Genomic DNA, 21,933 nt, shown 5'->3' on the forward strand with positions numbered 1-21,933 from the left:
GCAGGTGCGGCGCCGGTGACCCCTGCGTCACTCACGCGTGCGGGAATGGGTGTCGAGCGGGTGCATCGACGCATCCTGCGATCGCGTCCCATCGCTCGAGGAGTTCGACATGCCCGACCTGTTCTCGCCCCTGACCATCAAGGGCGTCACGCTGCGCAACCGCATCGCGATGTCGCCGATGACGATGTACCGCTCCACCGACGGGAAGATGGACGACTTCCACGTGAGCTATCTCGGCGCCCGCGCCGCCGGCGGTTTCGGCCTCGTCTTCCCCGAGCAGATCGCCATCACGCCGGACGGCCGGACGTCGACGTCGTGCGCCGGCATCTGGGACGACAGCCAGATCGAGGGCCACAGGCGCGTCACCGACATCATCAAGAGCTTCGGCGGGGTGCCTGCCATCCAGCTCGGCCACACCGGCCGCAAGGGCAGCGAAGTGCCGAAGTACAAGACCATCGACGGGTTCCCCGGCGGGTCCCAGCTCCCACCGGATCATGCGCAGGGCTGGACCTGTCGCGCACCGTCGGCCATCCCGTACGGCGGCGACCATTCGTTCGACGTGCACGAGCTGACCGTCGAGGAGATCGGCGACTTGATGCAGAGCTATGCCGATGCGGCACGCCGCGCCGCCGAGGCCGGGTACCAATGGCTCGAGATGCACTACGCGCACGGCTATCTCGGTGCCAGCTTCTTCTCACCGCTGGCCAACCAGCGCACCGATCAGTACGGCGGGAGCCTGGAGAACCGTGCGCGGTTCCACCTCGAGGCCCTCGACGCCGTCCGCGAGGTGTGGCCCGAGGAGTTCCCCCTCACCATGCGGTTGGGTGCCGACGACCTGCATCCCGACGGCACCCAGTTCGACGACTCCGTGACCGCGATCGGCTGGATGGCCGAGCACGGTCTCGACCTCGCCGACGTCTCGCTGGGCTTCAACACCGACGACATGCGCGAGAACATCATGGCCAAGCCCGGTTTCATGCTGTCGCGGGCGACGCGGGTCAAGCGCGAGATCGGGATCCCGGTCGCCACCAGCTGGAATCTCGGCGTCCCGGCCATGGCGGACAGCGTGATCCGCGACGAGCTCATCGACCTGGTGCTGCTCGGTCGACCCGCGCTGGCGAACCCGCACTGGCCCGTGTGGGCCGCCCGCGAACTCGGCCACGAGACACCGTTCGAGCTCGTCTGCGACGACTGGCGCTGGTGGTTGGAGAACTTCCGCGGCGACGACGACAGCATCGGCCTGCCGCCGGCGAAGGTCGTCGCCGACCGCGAGGAGAACGCCGCCTGACTCACACCGATATGACCGCGCCTTTGCCGACCCGTCGGCGGACATCGTCAAAGCGCAGTCGAAGTGGGACGCCGTCGCGCTCGGCGTGGATGTGCAGATGCGGCTCGGTGGAGTTCCCCGAGTTGCCGACCTCGCCGAGCACGACACCCGCGGTGACGTGTTGTCCCTGCTCGACCCGCACGCTCCCGTAGTGGAGGTGCGCCAGGACGACGCGTTCGCTGCCGGTGTCGATCACGACGTGGTTGCCGGCGGGATGGGTCGTCGTCGGCACGCCGTCGGCCAGGCCGTCGACGGCGCGCACGACCGTGCCGTCGCACGGCGCGACGACCGGCGCTCCGTAGGCCGCGAAGTCACCGTCGGCGGCCTGTCGGAACCCACGCCGGGACCGACCGTTCGAGCCCAGCCGCACGAGATCCCATGCACCGCGTTGCGCGGGTACCGGCCAGTGGTGGTTGAAGATCCGCCCGTCGCCCTCGACGGCCAGCCACCGACCATCACGCAGCGGGAACAGCATCGGACGGCTGACCTCGTCGAGCACGCCCGTGAACGGCGCCACCATGGCGAGGGCGATCGCCCCGGTTGCCAACGCAGGTCCGACCCACGACGCCGGATCCCGGAAACCGCTGAACGGTGAGCCGTCGACCCATGCTCCCCGGACAGCGACAGCGGCAGTCGCGACCGCGCAGATCGGGGCCGCGGGTACTGGGGCGAGCACGAGACCGGGGACCAGGAACCGCCACGCCATCACCAGGAAGAAGACGAGGGCACCAAGGGCTGCAAGCCAGCCGCCGGAGGTGCTGACAGTCGCGCCGGTCGCCGTGTCCGCCGCCACGATCACGAGCCAGATCACCGGCCACACACCGCTCAGTCGTCGAGTCACCCGATCATTATCACCCCTAACGACCGACCGGGGAGTGTCAGACCACCTGTCGAACGAGCTCCGGGAGGGAGGTCGCCGCCGTCGACCGGACCGTGATGTCGCAGGCGTCGGAGAGGTCGGTCACCTGCGGGTTGATCTCGACGATCGTCGCCCCTGCCCCGCGCGCGATGTGCGGGAGACCCGCGGCCGGGTAGACCACGCCCGAGGCACCCACCAGGATGACGACGTCGCACGCTTCGGCCCGCTTCGTCGCCTCGGCGAAAGCGTTGCGCGGCAGTTCCTCCCCGAACCACACGACACCGGGCCGCACTCGACCGCCGCAGTCGCAGGCGGGAGGGTCGACGCGTTCGCCGTCAGGTTCCACCGCATCGACGTCGCGGGAACGACCGCACGTGTCGCATCGGCAGGCGAACAAGCTCCCGTCCACGTGGACGACGTCGATGCTCCCGGCGCGTTCGTGGAGGTCGTCGACGTTCTGGGTGACGACCCGGACGTCGGCCGACACCGCCCACCGCGCCAGCGCCGCGTGGCCGGCGTTGGGTTCGACCGCCTGCACCATCGCGCGCCGGCGTTGGTACCAGGCCCACACCAAAGCCGGATCGCGTTCCCACGCCTCCGGTGTCGCGAGCGTCATCGGATCGTGCTTGGCCCACAGGCCGGTCTGGACGTCACGGAATGTCGGCACCCCGCTCTCGGCAGACATGCCGGCGCCCGTCAGCACCGTGACGGTGCCGGCGTCGCGGACAGCGTCGACGACTGCGGTGATCGAGGAATCGGTCATGTCCCCATCGTCCTCTGCCGGTCAGACAGGGATGAGGCGAACGCGATCCAGGCTCTCCCCGTGCTGGGGCAGGGCGGTGACGGCAAGCTGCGCGAGGACGTAGGACCCGTCGGGCTGCGTCAGGATCACCGCATGTGAGTTGGAGACGAGCGGGCCGAACGGGGAGTCGAGCGTTCCGCGGAGCGTCGAGCCGCAGCTGTTGACCTGATCGGTGTCACGTGCGCGCAGTGTCCACCCGGTGACCCCGGACGTCATCGCCTCGGCGAACTCGAGCAGATGCTCCGCCGGGACTGGAAGATTCGCGAGATGCCACGCGGTGGCCAGCGCGTTCGAGACGAACCGGTCGGCGGGATCGAGCTCGGCCTGCTTCTCGGCCTCGGCGACGTCGAGCCACAGGTCCGACACGGTCACGATCTCGGCGTCACGTCGCACCTTGCGCCACCCGTCGGGGAGGCCGTCGATGACGAGACCCGTTGTGCCGAAGTCGTCGACGAGTGTCACGGTGGCCATGGGGTGGCCGAGCGCACCGGGATCGACGGGTGCGCTCACGCTGTCCTGTCCTCCGGTTGCGCGACGATGCGGACGTCGATGCTCTCCCCCACCGCCACCTCCCGATCGGGCCTGAACAACAACATCTCTCGGATCAACTCCGGGCTGTAGCTCCGCCGCGTCTCCTCGTCGGTCTCCGCGAGGTGACGCAGCGTCGAGCAGACGGAGTTTGCCTCGAGTCCATAACTCATCGTCGGGTAGAGGTTTCTCGCCTTCGCGTTCTTCCTGGCCGTCAAGGTCAGGTAGGGAAACCCCCCTGCGCGCGCCGGCGTCATGTCGATACCGAGTCCGTCGTAGCTCGTCGTGTAGCTGTGTCCGACCCTGAGTTCGCTGCCTGTGATGCGAAGTGAACCGCGAAACCGCCACCACAGCGACAGAGTCAGGAGCGCCGCGATGTAGGCGCAAGCGACGACGAAGACGTACCGGATGCTGAGCGCACGCGACGAACTTTGCAGGTGCTCGGCGGTCATCAGAACGGCACCGATGCCGAACGCGAGCGGGAACATGCAGTACGAGTTCACGAACCACCGCTTCTGCCGGACCTCCACGGCTGAATCGCGGATCTGCACGCGTGGTCCTGGTTTGACCAACGGCGGGACGGCCGCCACGAACAGCGCGAGGATCCCCGCTCCGTAGAAGAATTCGCCGGCGACGACGAACCCTGCACCGGGGATGACGGTGACGAGCGCCCATACGAGCGGGGCTCGCCAATCCCGGAGCCACGAGCGCGACGAGCGGTGCCAGCGAAAGTGCGGTGCCTCGGTCAGTCCCACAGGTCAGCCACCAAACCCGAGGCCCAGTCCGAGACCTGGCCCCCAGCGACTGCAGCGGCGATGAAGCCTGCGGCCGCCCCGACGGCGGTACCCGCGCCCGGCACAAACGATCCGGCCACTGCCCCGGCTGCCGCACCCGCGGCCAGACTCGCGCCGGCCGCGGCGCCTACTCCCGCCGCCGTCCCCACCGTTTCCCGAGTGATCGCCTTGGCGGCGGAATCGCCGTCGCCCATGTCTTTCATGATCGACGGGATCATCATCGCGACGTTTCCCGCGATGCCCAGGCGGCTCGTCTTCAGGAAGCTGATCTCCTTGAGCCACGGCTTCAGACTGCTGTCGACGCTGTCGAGCGCCTTCGAGCCGTACTTCGCCAGGAGATCGGTTTTCGCACCGACAAGCGTCCCGACCACCAGCGAGTTGAGCGCCTCGCCATTCGTGGAGAAGACTGCTTTTTCCGAGATCGTGGCCAGCTTGTGTGCGAGATCGTCGTCGACCTTGTTCGCCACCGTCACCAGGTTGTCGACGCGTTGCTGCAGCTCGCGTTGATCCTTCTTCAGTTGCGCGAAGTCGTCGTCGGACCAGTGCGCCGTGGAGACCGCGATCTCCACGGTGTTCGCCTTGTCGTCGATGCGAAACCCGTGGGCGGACGCCGCAAGACGAATGTCCACGAGCGTTCGGACCAGCCCTTCGATCAAACCCTCGAAACTCGAGGCCGCTCCACCGAGGATTCGTGTGCCGGCGGTGAACTGCTCGGCTTTGGCGGCGCTGTCGCGCATGGACCACTTGGCACTGCTGGCGCCACGGCCGGTCCAGGATCCGAACACGGGCATTCTCGGTAGCGGCTCGACTGCCTCGTCGACCGACACTGTTAGCTTCTTCGCCGTCTCCACTACTTCGCCGATCGACGAAGGGTCCCATTTCGCGATATCTGCGATGTTCAGACCGCCCACGCCGGTTCTCCCTCCGTCCCAGACCCTCTCGACTCCTGCTGGCGACGAACGCTACCGTACCGACGTACACTCCTTCTCGGACCGGAGGTTCCCCTGTGGATGGCGACGACAAGCTGACAGTCCGATCGTCCGACCTCTTTCAGGCCGCCGGCCAGGTGAGGGAAGCGCGCGATGCGATCCACAACGCAGCGTCCGCTGCCTATGGCCAGTTCCGCTCCGAGACGAAGGGGTGGATCGGGGACTCGAAGCGGGCGTTGGAGAAGGCGGTGGCCGAGCTGGAAGCCCACTCGAAGAGCATGACGAACGAGCTCGAGGAACGCGCAGGGCGCATCGATTACGCCGGCCGTGAATACGCCGCCACCGAACGGCGCAATGCGGAGAGACTCAGGGCGTCCGGGAGGTCGTCGGGTCCGGGCCTGAACATGGACCACTGACCCGTCTCAGAGCGGCACCTGCAGGCAGCACGAACTCGACGCTGTCCTTCACGGCCACATCGGGCTGATCAGGAATCGACAACATCGCGGCGACAGTGCGGAGAGAAACCGACACCCCGTGGTGCTTCCACGCCTGAATCTGCTTGATGGTCGACAGCGCCGTGTTCGGGTGAATGCCATAGGCGCGCAGCGCCAGATACCGCTTCGGTCCACCCAGCAGAGTGCGGTTCGCCGCCAGTCGGACCATGTCGTCGCTGCGGACCCCGTAGTCGATCGACGCGGTGAGCGTCGCGAACGGGAACGTCAACTCTTTGGGAAAGATCACCGCGTCATTCGTGATGCGAAACGGCTGGACACGCCACGCCCACGCACCGAGAAGCACCCCGAGAACAGATATCGCACCGCCTACCGACAGCCATACGATGCTGCGAGCGTTTGCGTAGGCCACCACCAGCACGAGGCCGGCAGCAACGACGCCCGCACCGAAGAAGACCGCCGGGTTACGGAAGACGGGTTGTCGTCGAACGTGCACCGCGGCCTCGTCCACCTCCAGCCGGAGGACGGCAGCGGTGAACAACGGCAACGTCGACGTTGCGAGGAACACCGCGAATGCGACTGGCGGCCACACTCTGTCGGACGCAGCGAAGTAGCCGATTCCACCACCGATGATCAGCCCCACCATTCCGAGCACGGCATGGCGCGACTGCACCCGATCGGTGTGCCGCGTCCACGTCATGACGGTGGGTTGCTCGACGTTCACGCGGCCGATTGTGACATCAACCGGACAGATGTTCTCGATCGGCCGCGTCGAGAGAGGGACGAGTTGACTAGCTTCTGTTCAGCGCGACAGCGGCCTGGACGAGCCCGGTGAACGCGTCGGGGTTGAGGGTGTCGGTCTGCTTGATGTCGACCGCGCGACGGGTGCCTGCGTCGAGGCTGGCGTTGAACACGTTCGACGGATCCGGGAGTGACGCACCCTTGGCGAAGGTGACCTTGATCTTGTCCTTGTAGGTCTCGAGCGTGCAGATCAGGCCGTCACACGAGAAGGTGGGCACACCATCGGGATTCGACGCCTTCTTCCACTTCTGTTCCTCGGTGATCCCGCTGTCCGCAGCAAGGATCAGCCCTCGGATGCTCTCGACGGTGTCCGCACGCCAGTCACTCATGGAGCGACCTTAGTCCGGTGATCAGCGCGGCCGGTAGTCCTCGGCGAAGCACAGCGACCGCAGGACGTTGTTGTACGTGGTGATCCCGTAGGTGTTGGGCGCGTTGATCAGACCCCACGGCGAGGGCACCAGGTTCCACACGTTCAGCCCCCCGGTGGCGGGTGAGAGCGCGGCCCCGATCCCGCTGCCGATGTTGCCGGTCACGTAGGCCAGGATCTGCGTCGTCACCGCGTATCCGTATCCGACGCCAGTGAGCGCGTCGGCGACAGGCAGGTCCGCCAGCGGGACGATCCCGCGACGGTTCGCAGGCCCTAGGTTCCTGTCCCCCAACCCGACGATCGCGTTGGTGATCGGACCACCGATGGTCGGCGCGAACGAGAAGACGGTGGCGAGCACGGTCTCGACGGTCGTGAACTCCGCCTGATCGGTCGGGATGATGGCGCGGTTGATCTTGGTGGTGCGCAGCGTCGACATGATGCGTCGCTCGGCGTCGGTCACCCGCGGCGCGGACTTCTTGTCGGAGCGGCGCAGGTAGTCGGCGGTCCGGGTGACGATGCGCGACAACGGTTGCACGCCGATGGACGGACAGGATGACCGGTCGGCGAGGCGGACCTGGCTCGCGAGGTCGTACAGCATGCGCGGTACGTCCTTGGTGAACCGCAGGTCCGTCTGCTGTGCGCTGTGGACGTCGTCGATCTGTTTCTGGGTCTTGCGTGCCAGACACGCCGACGCGAGCCGATCGCTGAGCTGGCCGAGGATCAGGCTCATCCCCGTCGCACCCAGCGACAGCGGGAGGGTGATGAGCGTGCCCAGCCCGATGCCCATCACCGGGAACAGCGGGGGCACGGTTGCGGAGATGATCGACGCCGGGACGATGAACGTCACGTAGATGTAGAAGTACGCGGTCTCGACGGCTTGCGACAGGGTCATCTGGTCGAGCCGGATCCGCGCGCCCGACTTGCCTTCTCGCGCCCGGATCAGCTGCGTGACGATGAAGGTGCTGACCGGATCTCGATAACTCGGGTACGGCGACGTCGCCGTGGCGCCGAGTTCGGACGGATGCTCCGAGATGGTCGTGTCCGAGACACCCATCGACTTCAGTTGCTTCAGCACACCCGGGCGACTCGCGAGCGCCTGCGCACGCGCACCCGCCGGCAGCGACGGCGCCAGGGACTCGACGATGGCGTTGTAGACCTCGGGCAGCGTGACGTCGGCGGATCCCACGCACTTCACACCGGCGTCCCGGGCGGGTGGGGCCGCGGACGCGACGACGGGCTGGACGAGTCCGACGACGGACGCGACGAGCGTTGCGATGGCCAGGAGACGAAGGGTCCGACGTACCGGCGATGACCGACGCCGTTCAGCGCCGAGGGGCCTCATCGGTCGAATGTTAGATCGTTGACCGCTCTCGGCAACCGCTAGCGCAGATTTGGTACGACGGACTTCCGTGACGATCGCGCGATTTGTCCGTTTCTCGCAGGTCAGAGTGGCTCGTTCGCCACGCGTATCGTATTCTCGGGCTGCCTATTCGCACGCCTGACCAGGCCCGCCAGAGGGGGATCGATGCCCGAACTCGCCGTCACCCCGGCCGAGGTCACGTCCGCCTCGCAGGGCATCCGTTCCGCCGCCGACACTCTCGACGATCGCGTCCAGGCACTCAGCTCTCGCGTCGAGGCACTCCTCGGCAGCGGGTGGAAGGGGCAGGCCGCGGACGCATTCCGGCGCGACTGGGAGCAGTGGCTCCACGGGGCGAAGGAGGTCGTCGACTCGATGTCCGCATTGTTGGCGTCCACCGCGCACGACTATTCGCGCCAGGAATCGTCGAACGCCGCGGCCGTCGGGCAGTCCGGCTCGGGCCTGAACATGGCGGTCTGACCGATGGCCAAGCAGTTCACCGTCGCCACCGAGGAACTGGCCGACATCGTCGCCGACATGGCCCGTTTCGACTCCGACGCCGAGGCTGTCTGCCGTGACGCCGACCAGACCGTCACCCGCCTACACGGCTCGTGGACCGGCGAGGCCGCAGACGCCCAGCGCGCCGCCCACGAGAAGTGGACGCACGGCGCCGCCGAGATGCGCTCGGCCGTGGCCGATCTGCGCAAGGCCGGCGACACCGCCCACACCAACTACACCGCCGCGGTCAAGGCCAACCAGGAGATGTGGGGCTGATGCCGACGCTCGTCGTCGACCCCGCGCAGTACGCGCACGCCGCGGACTCGATGGCCTCGGTCGCACAGGCCGCGCACGCGGCCGTCTCGTCGCTGTCCGGTGAGCTCGGCGCATCGTCGGGCATGGGCGGTTCCGACGACGCCGGCACAGCGTGGGCGTCGGGCTACGACGACGGCGCCCGTGCCGCACTGAGCGCTGCGGCGTCCGCGGTCGGCGCGGTAGGGAACATCGCGACCCGGTTGCACGCCACCGGTGAGAACCACGCGCACGCCGACGCGTCGTCGACGATCGGCGGCGGAGGCGACGCCGGGATGCCCGGAGCACCCACTCCCCCGACCATGTCTGCCCCATCGCTCCCGTCGGCGGCCGGCGGCAGTGGCGGTGGTCCGCCCGGGTGGTCGTTGGTCGAGGGGCTCGTCGGCTACGTCTGGCCGAACGGTCACCAGGACAGGCTGCACGCAGCCGACGCAGCGTGGAAAGCCGCTGCGGCACAATTGCAGGACGCCGCGGGGCCGACCAGCGCTGCGGCATCTGCTGTGTCCGCGCAGCAGAGCCCCGAGGTGGCTGCTGCCGCGCAGGCCTGCACCGATGCGGGTTCGCACCTGCGGGACCTGTCGTCGGTGTTCACCGAACTCGGGTCCTCGTGCTCGGAGTACGCCGCTCACCTCGACAAGGCGCACCACGAGATCATCCACGAACTCGAGGTGCTGCTGGCGCAGACCGTCGCGATCGAGGCTGTCAGCGCGATAGCCGGATTCTTCACCGCCGGCATCGGCGAACTCGCCGGCCAGGCTGTCGAGACCGCTCGACTCACCGCTGCCGCCAACCGCATCCGCGAGATCATCCAGGCGCTGATCGCTGCTGCGCGAACGGCAGCGGCTGCAGTCGGCCGGGTGGCGGCCGAGGCAGGTCGCGTTGCGGCGGAGGCCGCGAAAGCAGCCGGATCGCAGGCGTCACGTGCCGTGGCCGAAGCTGCCGAGGCCACCGGCACGCAGGCAGCGAATGCTGCACGTTCGACAAGCGCGATGACGTCTAAGGCCGTGGACGCCGTACGGTCGACCGGCGCCGCGGCGGCTTCAAAGGCAACCGACGCAGCTCACACCGCGGGCACGCTCGCGGCGAACACGGCCCGATCCACAGGGGATCTTGCCTCGAAGGCTGCGGGAGCCGCACCCGGATTCGCGAAAAGTGCTGCGCGCGCGGCACCGATGAATTTTGCGACAGGGGCCGGGATGGAGTTCGGGAAAGAGTCCGTGGAATCCGTCGCTTCGGGGCAGAACAAGCTCGACCCGACCAAGATCGTTGCGCAGGGCGCGATCAACTCCGTGACATCCCCCGTTGCAAAGGGGCTCAGCGAGCGGGCGCTTCCGAAGCCGATCGCCGTTCCCGGCGCCAAAGCACCGGATGAGAGTCTCTTGACGAAGACTGGGCGCACCGCGCTCACGGTGGGCGCCAATTCGGCGCTCAACAACGGTCAGCAAGCGCTTCATTCGAGCATCAGTCCCGACTCTGCCGAGCAGGTCGAAGGTACATCTCTGGTCGGGACGGTCAAGGACGTTCCCGCGGCAGTGCAGAATGCGCCCAAAGCGTACGACCAAGTACGCGATGCCGTGGAGAAGGCAGTGGAACCAAGGCCCACCGACGGAGAGGGACGATGACCGGGGCGACGGACAAACGTGACATCGATCCGTTCAGTCGGCAGCGCGGCTCGTCGCTGCTCGCAGGTCAGAGTCGGCCACCACACCTACGCGTTGTCGACAAAGGACGCGTGGTCGAGTGGCCGATTCCCTGCTATGGAGGCGGACCAGGCAACGTTCCGATACCCGTTGTGTGGATTCGCCACCCGGAGTATCCGCGCAGCCAACCGGTTCTCGTGTTCGCGGGTCTCGACGACGCCGAGCCGATGTACACGTTGGCGAGGCCTCGGCGCGGGAGTAGAGCAACGGAGGTTCGCCGCCGCGACGGCTCGGTCGCAGCGGTTGTCAAGGCTCACCGCCTTCGCAGCGCTGTCCACACTTACTGGTCGGTTGAGAATGACCGCGGCTCCTCGCTTTTCAGCTTGTCCGAACGTGGTCGAGACGCCCTGTGGCGAAGATCGCTCGGCATGCCGAGCCGGCTCGAGGGCGACGGCTTCGTTCTGGCCATCCCTGGATTTCTCGCAAGCGTGTTCCGAGGCCCGAACCAGATGCGCCTGCGGGACGGTACTGGTGGTGCCATCGGCACCGTCTCGTTCAGCCCCGGCATCTTCAGTCCGCGCGAGGATTTCGCCATCTACCTCGACAATCAGCCGTTTCCGCTCACAGACATCCTCCTCGCCGCGTGCGTTCTGGCCGCAATGCAGCGCACATACTGACGGGGACACGATCAAGTGGAACGTCACCACACTCGCGATGCAGGCGTCACGCTCTCAGGTGCTCGCCGGATCATCGAACGCGCCAGGCACGGACGTCGGGTGCCCGGCGAGCTGCGCAATTCCCGGAGTCGACCACATCTTCGGGTGGTCGCCTCATCGAGGCGACCCGCCGAAAGACTGCCCGCACTGACGTCTTCAGGGGCCAACAGCTCTGCGGACTTCCTGTGGCTCGAGCAGCCTGCCGACAATGACGATGGCCCGGTGCGTTGTTACGAGAACGAGTGTTCAGCGGAACCGGTCTACGAGGTGCTCAGACGGGCGGACGACCCGTTTGTGCGGGAGGTCCGTCGCGCAGACGGCGAAATCGCACTGACCGTGTTTCGGATCTCTGGGTGGCCACGGACGAAGTGGACCGTGAACACCCCAGGACATGTGGACGCGTACTTGATCGCAGAGCGACGCCGGGATGCGCTGTGGCGACGCACCATCGGTCGTCTGACCAAGATCCAGGACTCGTCGATCGACATCGTTGGTCTGGTGGTGGCAGCCATCGCATTTCCAGCGCTGTTGATGCCCGCGAACCGTCTCGAGATCACCGACCGCTCCGGTGGCCGCGTCGGACTGGTGACGATCCCTCCGTCGCTCAGCAGACCGCGAGACAGCTACTGCTTGTATCTCGATTCTCAGCCGCTGCCGCTGTCTGACGTCACGTTTGCGCTCCTCGCCATCGCCGTGGTCCAGGACCTCAAGTGATCACCTCGCCGAGAAGTGCTGCCCTGGCGGACGCCGTCGCGACGGTCGACCACATCGTCGGACTCCTGCGGACTCATGGTCCGGACTCGTGCGGCACCGCCCTGCAGACCATTGCCGACATCGGTCGTGAAGGCCTCACCGGAGCCGCAGACCCCGTCGACGCAGCGATCGAGATGAGGCGACGCTGGGGTCATCTGGGGCGCCCGTTCTCCGACGTCGTCATCCACTCCGATGAGCACGACGAGCGGACTCGCCTCAACAGCGAGCTCGAGTCGCTCAAGATCCAGTTCGATCGCGCCGTGACGTCCGTGATCATCAACAGGGACATCGGCGAGGAGTCACGCGATCACCTGACCGGTGAGACCACCGGGTACGAGGTGGGCACGTTCACGAGCACCTCCGGCGCGCGTAGACCCGTCATCAGGTCCACCGAGGCCGAAGTGGTCGACTTCTGGGTCGGCTTCGATGACGCAGGCCGGCAAGTCGACCTGTTCGGCGGACGTCACGCGGAATCCTGTGTCCTACGCATCTCCGGAGACAGGCGACGTCGACAGGTGGTCGACTCTGCGGTCGACGTCGCAGTCCACCGCGTGGAACGCATCTCCGCTGCCTTCCGTACACGGTGGTCTGTGACAGACGCGACCGGCACCGAGATCTTCCGGCTCGTCGAGGGCATCGGTGACGCACTGTGGCGTCGCCTCGTCCGGCCTTTTCCGCGGGCGTTCAGCGGCGGCGCGCCTGATGTGTTCGGCGCGATCCTGTTGTCGCCTCTACTCCTGCTCGCCAGGGTCAGACCGTATTGCCACATGTCTGTCGCCGACAGTGCCGGTGGCATCGTCGGAAGAATCACCTTCGCGTCCGATGTGCGGTCGGCTCGCGAACATCTCCTCGTCACGAGCGAGGTGTCGTCCATCGATGTCTTGGTCGCGGCGCTGGCTGCGGTATCGGTGATGCGCTGACGTGACGAGCATCCTGGGCGACGGGCCCCCGTACTCCCCTGAGGTCAGCGCTGCGATCGTGTGGGCTTACACGCACCGGCGAGAGCGAGGCGGTCCTCCAGGCGTCACTCCAGACTGGGTACTCGAACGGTGGGGTGACGACTTTGGCAGCCGCGTCCTTGCCATCATCGAACGTCTGCAGAAGCAGGCCGACGACGTCGAGGTCCGCATCGACTGGGCGACCACCACCCTGGCCGACGGCCAGCGCCTCGTGCAGCATCACCTTGTCGACACGAATCCGGGGTTGAGCGAGCACGCGGCGAACCTGATCGCCCGATGGCTCTCGTTCCAGGTCAGATGATCGCCCGTGAAGACACGCGAAGCCAATGGGTAGAACGCACGGCAGACCGTCAGTTAGTAGCTGCCGTGACCTGCATCTCACTCGGGACTGTGGTCCGGTTCCGACGCGTTCACTCGTGCATGACCTACCGCCTGAATTCTGATTCGCCACTGCTTCAGCCGTTCGAGTCGGGTGTCATCCGCACACCGCATCGCGTGTTCATGGCGCCGCTGACGCGCCTGCGCGCCGAGTCGGACGGCACTCCCACCGACCTGCAGACCGAGTACTACCGCCAGCGTGCGGGTGCCGGCCTCGTGATCGCCGAGGCCACCCAGTCGAGCGCGACCGCCGGCGGCGCGTACATGAACACCCCCGGCATCCACAACGACGCCCAGCAGGCCAAGTGGAGCGAGATCGCCGACGCCGTCCACGGCGAGAACGGTCAGATCTTCGTCCAGATCTGGCACGTCGGGCGCGTCGCCCACCCCGATCTCCCCGGTGGCGATCCTGTCGCCCCGTCGGCCATCGCCGCCGACGGCAAGGCGCACGGCCCCAACGGCAGCGTTCCCCTGGTGACGCCCCGCGCGCTCGAGACCGATGAGATCGCCGGCATCGTCGACGCGTTCCGCAGCTCGGCTCGTCGCGCGGTCGACGCCGGACTCGACGGTGTCGAGATCCACGCCGCCAACGGTTACCTGCTGCACCAGTTCCTGGGTGATGACACCAACCAGCGCACCGACCAGTACGGCGGCTCGCCGGAGAACCGTGCCCGGATCGTCGTCGAGATCGTGAAGGCCGTCGTCGACGAGATCGGCGCCGACCGCACCGGCATCCGCCTTTCCCCCGGCCACAAGGCCAACGGCATGAACGAGGCCGACACCGTCCCCGTGCACGAAGCTCTCCTGAGCGCGATCGCGGACATCCCGCTCGCCTACGTGCATCTGCTGATCGAGCCGCAGGACCCGGTCCTCGCGGCCCTGCGCCCGCACATCACGGTGCCGTTCCTCATCAACACCGGCTTCGCCATCGAGTCCGACTTCGCGCAGCTCGAGAAGCTCGTTGCCGACGGAACCGCTGACGCCGTGGTTGTCGGTCGCTGGTACATCGCGAACCCGGACCTCGTCGAGCGTCTCAAGGAGGGCGCCGAGCTCGCCGAGCCGAACCAGGCGACGTTCTACGCGCCCGGCCCCGAGGGGTACATCGACTACCCGACGCTGGCTACGCAGAACGCGTAACCGCCCGACCGACACCGAAGCCGGTGCTGCGCAGCGATACACGTCGCTGTGGCGCACCGGCTTCGGTGCGTTCGTAGGCAGGCGTCAGACCGCGCTCCACGGCGCGTACGCCCACCCGACGAAGTTCCAGGTGCCCAGGTTGGGCGACGGGAGGATCTGGATGTCGGTGCCGTCGCCCCAGCCGGGCGCGAACCCCTGCACCCCGCCGCTCTCGTACTGCCCGCTACCGAGGGAGATGTCTACGTGGTCGCCGTCCTCGCCCTGCGAGAACACGAGCGCTCCGGGTGGCGCGGGCAGCGAGCTGTGTCCCTGTCCGCTCGCCTCGAGCTGGCGATAGAAGGCGAGCGCTCCGTCGTGCGGGATGCCGGTCGCGGTGGTCTTGCCATAGGCGGCGTCGACGAAGTCCTCGCAGCCGTATTCGCCGAAGTCGTTCGTGTGCAGCATGGTCGCACCGCGGACCGAGGCGACGCCCCCGTTGGCGATGGACGCGATGTCATTCAGCGTCGGGGAAGCCTGCGCCGTTGGGACCGTCGCGCACGCGATCGCGACGGCCGACCCGACCGTCACCATGAGTGCGGCAACTCTTTTCGACCACAGTGCAGAACGCATACCTGCACAGTCCCACCGAATGTTGAGCTTTGCGCTGTGGCGACGTATACCGGCAGCCGGTTGCCATCGGGTGATCAGGAATCTGGTGGTTCTGAGCAGAATGTCCGATCGACCCGCTACTGACTCACGTGCGATCGCCGGCTTTCGACGACGCATCGGTGTCGTCGGTGGTGTCGAGGTTCAGTCCACCAAGCACCGGTGGCGCAGTGTCAGGCAGGTCGCCGGCGATCTCCTCGCCGTTCTCCGTGTGCTTGAGATACTTGGCGGCCCTGTGCTCCTTGCCCTCTTCACCCTTCGCGCCGGCACCGCGGGCCCCCATCGGGCCACCCGCAGCGGGACCAGCCGGTCGAGCAGCAGTCGCACCCTGCTGACCCGCCATCGCCTTCTCCGCCGCGCTCAACGCAGAACTGTTGCGCGACAACGCACTCTCCGCAGCCGCTGCACCACCCAGACCGCCCACGCCGCCGAGCTTGCCTGCGCCACCTCCGGCTCCGCCTCCCCCACCGCCAGCACCCTTCATGGCGGCGGCAGCCTTGCTGGCGGCGCTCTTCTCCGCCTCGCTCATCGCACCGAGACCCGATGGACGCGTCATCGACCCCGCACCCGACCGAGACCCACCAAGACCCTTCGCCGACTCCCCCGCCTTCGACACCGCTTGCTGCGCGGCCGCAGCCGGGTTCTGCGCACCCTGCGACGCCGCATTCTTCGCAGCAGTCCCGGCAGGATCGCCCGTCGCCTGACGAGTCAACTGGCCCGCAGCATCCGAACCCGTGCGAGCACCCGTCGGACCGCCGCCACCGCCGCCCCCACCACCGGAGGAGCTTCCGCCCCCGCCACTACCGGCGCCGGACGAGGCGGTTGATGCTCCCGAACCTGCACCGCCGCCGCCACCCGACCCACCGAACCCCCCGATGACCAACGGCACACCCGTCGACCCGGCTGCCGGATCACTGAGGTTCGACAAGCCCGACGAAATCGCGGTGACCCCGGGGTTGTAAGTGCCGAGCATCTTGAAACGAGCCATCGTGTCGATCTCGTTCTGCAACGTCGCTCGCGACTCCGGCGGCGCCGTGGCCATCGCTGCGGTGCGCGACGAGCTCAGACTCTCCATGTACGACTTCGTGTCACCCAACGCACCAGCCCAGCCGACGATCGCAGCCGCATTCGCACTCGCCTGCGCTGAAATCTCCGTGGACGTCCTTACCAACTTGTGCGCCGCGTCGCCCACGGCCTTACCCGACGAGCCAGTCCAACCACCGGTCGCCATCTTCGACTGAACAATGTTATGAAAGACGGTGATCGAGCTGGTCAGATCGGCTCCGAGCTGTTGCCACTGTTGAGCCAACATCGACAGCCTCGAAGCTTCCGCCGGCGACAAGTTCGCAACACAAGTATCGAGCGTTAGTCCGCCCACCGACTCCGGTGATGCCCCACATGAAAATTTCCCCGCGGCGTCGCCGGACGCTGACGGTAGAGGCGGGAGGCCGGACGACACGCCGGAAGTCATGATGTCGATCGGGTTTGGACCACTCGGGATCGCGACGGGCGACTGCTTGCCTGACAGCAATTGGCCAATACCAAGAGGGTCGGACGAATCGCCTGCGCCCGCTTTAGCAATCTGCTTCTGGTTCTCGGCTTCCTGCTGAGAAATAAGCCCACCTGCAGCGACGACCGACTGCAGATACTCGTCCACTGCGTGCCTTAACCGGGATGCAGCTTCGGTCGCAGACTGACCGATGTCGTGAAGCGCCTCGTCGATGTGAGTTCCCGACGGGAAGCTCCCACTCCCGCCCGCTCCGAGTAATTGACGCGCCACCCTAGAAAGGGAAGTGACCCCTTGCAACAGACCTTGGCACGCACCAGCAACCGCAGCCGCAGTGGATGGAGTAAAGGTGAACGGCCGGCTCACGACGAGGCGCGCATCTGTGAAGGACTCCGAGGCGCTGAATTGACGATGGTCTTTGCGGCCGAAAGGGCGATGTCGCACGTGCTGGGCTTAAAGCCGGAAAAATCTTGATAGCTAACGACGATTGCACCGAAGAAGGTGCCCCATGCGATATCACAGCTTTCAATAGCAGTTTCGTCGTCAGGACTACCTGGAATGGACTTTTTCACAGTCGCATCCACGCGGGGCGAGATAGGCACCTCTTGCTGCAGAACCTGCACCTGCTTCGGATCCAGAACTTCTCGGATGTTATTAGTGTAAAAGGAGACGTCCAAAGACTTAGTCGGCGTTCCTTGCGCGTCGCGGCCCTGCATGTCGCACGTCTGAACAACTAGCTGTGTGCCGCGGAACGCCTTCAATTTGGTCACGAGACCAAGTTCTTGTACCAAACGATCTGGCACGAAATTACATACATCCGGAAGGTGCGCCGCGTAAGGACTCTGCCCGAACGGAACGGTCGTGACGACGCCGGTCATGTCCTTCGTCGAGTTCAGATCTTGAACAGAGTCCTTCTGGACTCCCGGGGGGACCGACTCGGACGGGAAAGCCGGCGACGCGGAGGCGCTAGAGGATGCTGACTCCACCCCCGCCGTCGAACCGGAGCTGCAAGCAGAGACCGCGAGACCCACGCTCAGCGCGATTGCCCCGATGGAGAGAACGGCCCGACACCGAGTCCTCACGGAAGTGCTCCTTAGCGTTCAGAACGACACGACGGGGTCAGGGTATGCGACATCCGCGCACTGCTCAGACGTCGAGCCCGACGACTGTGGAAATCCCCATCGAGTGACTGTACAGAAGCACAGGGACAGCACAGCGCCCCCGCTCCACAGGGGAACGGGGGCGCTGTCGGTGAAGCGAATCAGCTGGCTGTCGCCTCGTCACGCTTGGGCAGGACCCAGTTCGGACGGACGTAGTGGCAGGTGTAGCCGCCGGGGTTACGAATCAGGTAGTCCTGGTGCTCCGGCTCGGCCTCCCAGAACGGGCCCGCGGGCTCGATCGTGGTGACCGCCTTCCCGGGCCACAGGCCCGACGCGTCGACGTCGGCAATGGTCTCGCGCGCGACCTTCTCCTGCTCGTCGCTCTGCGGGAAGATCGCCGACCGGTAGCTCGACCCCACGTCGTTGCCCTGACGGTCCTTCGTCGTCGGGTCGTGCGCCTGGAAGAAGAACGCCAGGATGTCGCGGTAGGTGGTCTGCGTCGGGTCGAACACGATCTCCACCGCCTCCGCGTGACCGGGGTGGCGACGGTAGGTGGCGTGGTCGTTGCTGCCGCCGGTGTAGCCGACGCGCGTCGCGATGACGCCGGGCTGGCGGCGGATCAGGTCCTCCATACCCCAGAAGCACCCGCCCGCGAGGACGGCGGTCTCGGTGCCGGTACGGGTGGTGACCTGGCCGGTGTCTGTGCTCATCGTGCGTTCTCCTCAGTGGTCGTGGTGGTGAACAGGGCGCGGTACTCGCCGTACCCCTGCTCCTCGAGCTGGTCGGCGGGGACGAACCGCAGCGCAGCACTGTTCATGCAGTATCGCTGCCCGCCCGCCGAGCGGGGGCCGTCGCCGAACACGTGGCCCAGGTGGCTGTCGGCCGACGACGAGCGCACCTCGGTCCGCTTCATCAGCAGCTTGCGGTCGGTCTTGGTGGTCACCGCGTCGTCCTCGATGGGGCGGGTGAAGCTGGGCCAGCCGGTCCCGCTGTCGTACTTGTCGGTCGAGGAGAACAACGGCTCGCCGGACACCACGTCGACGTAGATGCCGGGCTCGTGGTTGTCCCAGTACTCGTTGTGGAACGCCGGCTCGGTGCCGTCCTTCTGCGTGACCCGGTACTGGTCGGGGCTCAACGCCTTCACGGCCTGGTCGGTCTTGCTGTAACGCGCGTTCAAGAGAACCTCCTCCGACGACGCTGGCTGCGTCGTCCTACCCTTCAACGAACGACGCCCCGGTTTTGGTCCCGTCAGGTCCTCAGCGCTGACGGCGTCCATTCCGGCCACCTCGGCGTTCCCACCAATCGGCCACGATCGAACCGGGCGATCACCCGGAAGGCGTCCCCCGCCTCTCCACAACTGCCCCGTCGACGCCAACCTCCACGAACGGGCGACGCTCGTCGGCGAATGCGCAGGCAAGATCGATGGTCTCGACGCGCCGATGGATCTGCTCAGCCCATTCCGCCCGCACGGCGGCTTGCGCCAGTGGGGTCAGCGAATCATAGTCGCGGCGACCGGCGAGAACCTGCTCGATGTCGCGCGTCTCCAAGTATCGCGACGCCTCGAGTTCAGGACCGATCAACGCCCAGTTCGCCACCCGCTACGACGCACTCCGGTTCTCAACCTAACCGATGAATTTTGGCGACAAAACACAGGTCGTCGTCGATCCGCGCTGACGACATCACAGCGACGCCAAACCTCTCGGCATGCGGTGCTAATGCCTCCGCAATCTGCCACAACGAACGACGACCGCGCGGGATCACCCACGCGGGTAACCCGACCGCCGGGTCTCTCGGCGTCCGCAGTCGAGCCGAGGCGGTCCGCGCGAGCACTATTACCAACGCCGCAAGCCGCGGAAGGATGGCGTTGATCAGAGCTTTTCTCCTTGTAAGCGCCTCCGTCCCGCACGACTGACCGGCACCGACGCGATGACGTCTAGTTGCAGACGGAGGGGTAGAGTTCGCTCGCGGTAGCTTGCATAACTGGGGCTTGGGAAATCGACAGTACCCAAAATGTTGAACCATGAAGGCGTTCCCATAAAGCCCCAACGCGAGCGACAGTCGCGACTTCAGTTGCGGCCCACGCGCTTTGTCATACTCAAACGCTCCCGCATAATCGAACCCACATTAAACTATCGCAGCACAGGAATGCGCGCAATAGCAATTCCGAAGCCCAGCATTCGCAACTGACGCCCTTGTTGCATTAAGTTCAACTTGCTGAAGAAAGGGAGCCAGTCCCGACCAGGCTTTTCAGAGTTAGCAACGACAGCGTACGTAATGCAGTAATGAGACCGGTCGACACTTTCGTCGCCGGCGGGGATCAAGTCAGTCCAGCTGGCGCGTTGCGCATCCGGCAGCTGCTTTTCGATCAGCTCGCGAACACGCGCACGGAAAACTCCATCATTAACAAAGGTGAGAGCAGAAACGCCACCCTGCGCGAATAAATGACTAAGGGTTGAGGATCGTGATTTTCTCTTGATATGAATTAAGTCGCCATTCTTCGACAGCAGGTCACAGAATTCGATCCCGCTACTCGCTCCTCCGGGACGCCGGATTCGCGCGTCAAGGTTGATAATTTCGTCCGGAAAGACACTTGCCACTCGCGCGTTATAGGCGGACTCGATTTCACCAGATCTGGCAGGCGGAAATGTGAGCCGCGCGCCTGGAAGGGACTCTGCGAACGCGTCAACTTCCTGAACTAACGTAGAGCTTATTGCGAACCAGCGGCCTTCGATCAGGACGTGCAGCTTGTCTTCAATCCGCTGCTCCGACACGAGGCACCGGTAAATGCTTGACCGTTTATCGAAGTTTCCGGATCTCCCAAAACGCACCGATACGTGACGTGACTTGAGAACCGACAAAGAGATAACCGCGCAGTCCGCGCCAAGACGTTCGAGATACTCATCAAGGTCTAGTTCGTCGTAAATGTGATCTCGCGTCCCCCCCAGTGTGAATCCGTCGACATCCGCCCATTCGATTGACTCCGGCAGAGCAAGGTGCGAACTCGCCGCTGCCCCGGATCGCAACTCGTCTACGAGAAGCTGGTCCAATGTCGAAACCACTCCTGGGTCTCGCACCTGGGACAATTGATCGATCCATCCAAAGTCCGTCTTGTAATCGTCAGCACCGAATGCGATGAGCAGGTCATCACAGATTTCGGGCAGTTTGGACACTGGCTCCTTTACACCCATGATAAGCGAATCGGATCCAGCGATCCGTGTCGCGAAGTCCCGGTCGCGGGGCTCGCCAGTGACTGCTCGCAATATGTCGGTGGCGATATCGACACCGAAGGTCGGTAGCTCTGCGCTTTTGCTCGCTTGAGTACTAGTCGACACAACTAGGTCTTCGAACGTTTTCGTGTCGAGGCCGCGGATCTGACGGGGGTCGATCCGATTCAGTGCGACCCGCAGGCCAAACTGGTACTCGATTTTGGACAAGTCGAGAAGCGATCGACCATAGCCAAACGTGAGCGCAAACATGCGTCCAGACGTTCTAAGAAGCAACAGTCCCGCCGTCGACGAAGAACGCACAGTCACCAAATTGGCTTGCAGTGCGGGCTGCACAAATCCCACCCACCGTGGTACCGATGGCCGGGGCTCGGTGTAGTAGAAGCGCCCGTCGATACCGGAAGAAGGATCGAGGTCAGCGATAAGGCCGGGCTTGTCGGGGTCGCGAGCATCATCAAACTCGACTACGCCGTCCCTCAGCAGATGGAACGTCAACCGCATCGTGTTCATAAGCCATCTTTCAGAAGACGGTGTCAATTGCTAAGCGCGATTTGCGCACCCACGGCGATCGCAGGCCGGTTCCCTTGCGCTTTGGTCTGGCACCCGTCTGCGATGAAGATCATACCGGCCGTTTTACCTACCTACTAGCCCCAGTGTTACAGCCCTGGATTCGCCTCATCGCCCGCGTAACAGCAGCACCAGTTCCTCGAGGCACCTTTTGTTGACCCGAGCTCGCAACATTCGAGCCGCTTCAAAAGCATTGCCGCCCCCAAGGACAGCCTGTCAACTAGCATCGTTCATCAAGTGCGCAGCCCATCGACTCTGCGCGTGCTCTAGGCCGAGTATCC

The 21,933-nt window shown here is 65.6% G+C and carries 25 protein-coding genes; 10 read left to right on the plus strand and 15 right to left on the minus strand.

Annotated elements, in window-relative coordinates; genetic code table 11:
• Window positions 1–109 precede the first annotated feature (109 nt).
• Entirely contained in the window at window positions 110–1,288 is a 1,179-nt protein-coding gene (locus LX14_RS02010) for an NADH:flavin oxidoreductase/NADH oxidase (protein ID WP_253645611.1), read from the plus strand.
• A gap of 1 nt (window position 1,289) precedes the next feature.
• Here the strand turns inward: LX14_RS02010 and LX14_RS20830 are convergent, their stop codons facing one another.
• The 5 genes from LX14_RS20830 to LX14_RS02035 all read right to left on the minus strand — a co-directional run bounded on the left by LX14_RS20830 (window position 1,290) and on the right by LX14_RS02035 (window position 5,221).
• Entirely contained in the window at window positions 1,290–2,168 is an 879-nt protein-coding gene (locus LX14_RS20830) for a M23 family metallopeptidase (RefSeq protein ID WP_253645612.1), read from the minus strand.
• A gap of 37 nt (window positions 2,169–2,205) precedes the next feature.
• Window positions 2,206–2,934, minus strand: coding sequence for an SIR2 family NAD-dependent protein deacylase (locus LX14_RS02020; protein ID WP_372505351.1), 729 nt, complete (start codon window positions 2,932–2,934; stop codon window positions 2,206–2,208).
• A gap of 36 nt (window positions 2,935–2,970) precedes the next feature.
• Window positions 2,971–3,498 carry a hypothetical protein gene (locus LX14_RS02025; RefSeq protein ID WP_253645614.1) on the minus strand — a complete coding sequence of 176 codons (528 nt, stop codon included), beginning with the start codon at window positions 3,496–3,498 and terminating at the stop codon, window positions 2,971–2,973.
• Window positions 3,495–4,067 (minus strand): hypothetical protein, encoded by a 573-nt coding sequence (locus LX14_RS02030; protein ID WP_253645615.1) that lies wholly within the window; start codon window positions 4,065–4,067, stop codon window positions 3,495–3,497. The genes LX14_RS02025 and LX14_RS02030 overlap by 4 nt, the downstream gene beginning before the upstream one ends.
• A gap of 194 nt (window positions 4,068–4,261) precedes the next feature.
• Window positions 4,262–5,221 (minus strand): hypothetical protein, encoded by a 960-nt coding sequence (locus LX14_RS02035; protein ID WP_253645616.1) that lies wholly within the window; start codon window positions 5,219–5,221, stop codon window positions 4,262–4,264.
• A gap of 95 nt (window positions 5,222–5,316) precedes the next feature.
• Between LX14_RS02035 and LX14_RS02040 the strand changes: the two genes are divergently transcribed.
• The gene (locus LX14_RS02040; RefSeq protein ID WP_253645617.1) at window positions 5,317–5,655 is read left to right on the plus strand and encodes a WXG100 family type VII secretion target; all 339 of its coding nucleotides are present in this window, start codon (window positions 5,317–5,319) and stop codon (window positions 5,653–5,655) included.
• Here LX14_RS02040 and LX14_RS02045 read toward each other — a convergent pair.
• The 3 genes from LX14_RS02045 to LX14_RS02055 form a co-directional block, all read right to left on the minus strand.
• A complete protein-coding gene (locus LX14_RS02045) occupies window positions 5,606–6,415 on the minus strand; it encodes a hypothetical protein (RefSeq protein ID WP_253645618.1) in 810 nt (269 codons plus the stop codon). The two genes, LX14_RS02040 and LX14_RS02045, sit on opposite strands and share 50 nt — an antisense overlap.
• Window positions 6,416–6,482: 67 nt before the next feature.
• Window positions 6,483–6,821 (minus strand): DUF1801 domain-containing protein, encoded by a 339-nt coding sequence (locus LX14_RS02050; protein WP_253645619.1) that lies wholly within the window; start codon window positions 6,819–6,821, stop codon window positions 6,483–6,485.
• A gap of 21 nt (window positions 6,822–6,842) precedes the next feature.
• Complete coding sequence (locus LX14_RS02055) at window positions 6,843–8,201, minus strand: hypothetical protein (protein ID WP_253645620.1); 1,359 nt, start codon at window positions 8,199–8,201, stop codon at window positions 6,843–6,845.
• A 183-nt stretch (window positions 8,202–8,384) separates the two neighbouring features.
• Between LX14_RS02055 and LX14_RS02060 the strand changes: the two genes are divergently transcribed.
• From LX14_RS02060 to LX14_RS02095, 8 genes are all read left to right on the plus strand, one after another.
• Window positions 8,385–8,696: a WXG100 family type VII secretion target gene (locus tag LX14_RS02060; RefSeq protein WP_253645621.1), complete on the plus strand. Its 312-nt coding sequence runs from the start codon at window positions 8,385–8,387 to the stop codon at window positions 8,694–8,696.
• A 3-nt stretch (window positions 8,697–8,699) separates the two neighbouring features.
• Entirely contained in the window at window positions 8,700–8,990 is a 291-nt protein-coding gene (locus LX14_RS02065) for a WXG100 family type VII secretion target (RefSeq protein ID WP_253645622.1), read from the plus strand.
• Window positions 8,990–10,648: a WXG100-like domain-containing protein gene (locus LX14_RS02070; protein WP_253645623.1), complete on the plus strand. Its 1,659-nt coding sequence runs from the start codon at window positions 8,990–8,992 to the stop codon at window positions 10,646–10,648. The genes LX14_RS02065 and LX14_RS02070 overlap by 1 nt, the downstream gene beginning before the upstream one ends.
• On the plus strand, window positions 10,645–11,343 hold the full coding sequence (locus LX14_RS02075) for a hypothetical protein (protein ID WP_253645624.1): 699 nt from the start codon (window positions 10,645–10,647) through the stop codon (window positions 11,341–11,343). The genes LX14_RS02070 and LX14_RS02075 overlap by 4 nt, the downstream gene beginning before the upstream one ends.
• 99 nt (window positions 11,344–11,442) lie before the next feature.
• Window positions 11,443–12,096 carry a hypothetical protein gene (locus LX14_RS02080; RefSeq protein WP_253645625.1) on the plus strand — a complete coding sequence of 218 codons (654 nt, stop codon included), beginning with the start codon at window positions 11,443–11,445 and terminating at the stop codon, window positions 12,094–12,096.
• Window positions 12,093–13,055 carry a hypothetical protein gene (locus LX14_RS02085; protein ID WP_253645626.1) on the plus strand — a complete coding sequence of 321 codons (963 nt, stop codon included), beginning with the start codon at window positions 12,093–12,095 and terminating at the stop codon, window positions 13,053–13,055. Before LX14_RS02080 ends, LX14_RS02085 begins: the two co-directional genes overlap by 4 nt.
• 1 nt (window position 13,056) lies before the next feature.
• Window positions 13,057–13,395, plus strand: a complete 339-nt coding sequence (locus LX14_RS02090; RefSeq protein ID WP_253645627.1) for a hypothetical protein — start codon at window positions 13,057–13,059, stop codon at window positions 13,393–13,395.
• Between the two features lie 119 nt (window positions 13,396–13,514).
• Complete coding sequence (locus LX14_RS02095) at window positions 13,515–14,609, plus strand: alkene reductase (protein ID WP_253645628.1); 1,095 nt, start codon at window positions 13,515–13,517, stop codon at window positions 14,607–14,609.
• An 84-nt stretch (window positions 14,610–14,693) separates the two neighbouring features.
• On the opposite strand, the gene LX14_RS02100 is transcribed toward LX14_RS02095, so the two are convergent.
• From LX14_RS02100 to LX14_RS02130, 7 genes are all read right to left on the minus strand, one after another.
• The gene (locus LX14_RS02100; RefSeq protein ID WP_253645629.1) at window positions 14,694–15,218 is read right to left on the minus strand and encodes a hypothetical protein; all 525 of its coding nucleotides are present in this window, start codon (window positions 15,216–15,218) and stop codon (window positions 14,694–14,696) included.
• Window positions 15,219–15,342: 124 nt separating this feature from the next.
• A complete protein-coding gene (locus tag LX14_RS02105) occupies window positions 15,343–16,911 on the minus strand; it encodes a hypothetical protein (protein ID WP_253645630.1) in 1,569 nt (522 codons plus the stop codon).
• Window positions 16,912–17,123: 212 nt separating this feature from the next.
• Window positions 17,124–17,639, minus strand: coding sequence for a DUF3558 domain-containing protein (locus LX14_RS02110; RefSeq protein ID WP_253645631.1), 516 nt, complete (start codon window positions 17,637–17,639; stop codon window positions 17,124–17,126).
• 383 nt (window positions 17,640–18,022) lie between these two features.
• Window positions 18,023–18,571 (minus strand): peptide-methionine (S)-S-oxide reductase MsrA, encoded by a 549-nt coding sequence (msrA, locus tag LX14_RS02115; protein ID WP_253645632.1) that lies wholly within the window; start codon window positions 18,569–18,571, stop codon window positions 18,023–18,025.
• On the minus strand, window positions 18,568–19,038 hold the full coding sequence (msrB, locus tag LX14_RS02120) for a peptide-methionine (R)-S-oxide reductase MsrB (RefSeq protein WP_253645633.1): 471 nt from the start codon (window positions 19,036–19,038) through the stop codon (window positions 18,568–18,570). The genes msrA and msrB overlap by 4 nt, the downstream gene beginning before the upstream one ends.
• 148 nt (window positions 19,039–19,186) lie before the next feature.
• Window positions 19,187–19,456 carry a hypothetical protein gene (locus LX14_RS02125; RefSeq protein ID WP_253645634.1) on the minus strand — a complete coding sequence of 90 codons (270 nt, stop codon included), beginning with the start codon at window positions 19,454–19,456 and terminating at the stop codon, window positions 19,187–19,189.
• 534 nt (window positions 19,457–19,990) lie between these two features.
• Window positions 19,991–21,595: a DUF6119 family protein gene (locus LX14_RS02130; RefSeq protein WP_253645635.1), complete on the minus strand. Its 1,605-nt coding sequence runs from the start codon at window positions 21,593–21,595 to the stop codon at window positions 19,991–19,993.
• Window positions 21,596–21,933: the final 338 nt, after the last annotated feature.

The sequence above is a fragment of the Williamsia deligens genome, from assembly GCF_024171765.1.
GTDB classification, from domain to species: Bacteria; Actinomycetota; Actinomycetes; order Mycobacteriales; family Mycobacteriaceae; genus Williamsia_A; species Williamsia_A deligens.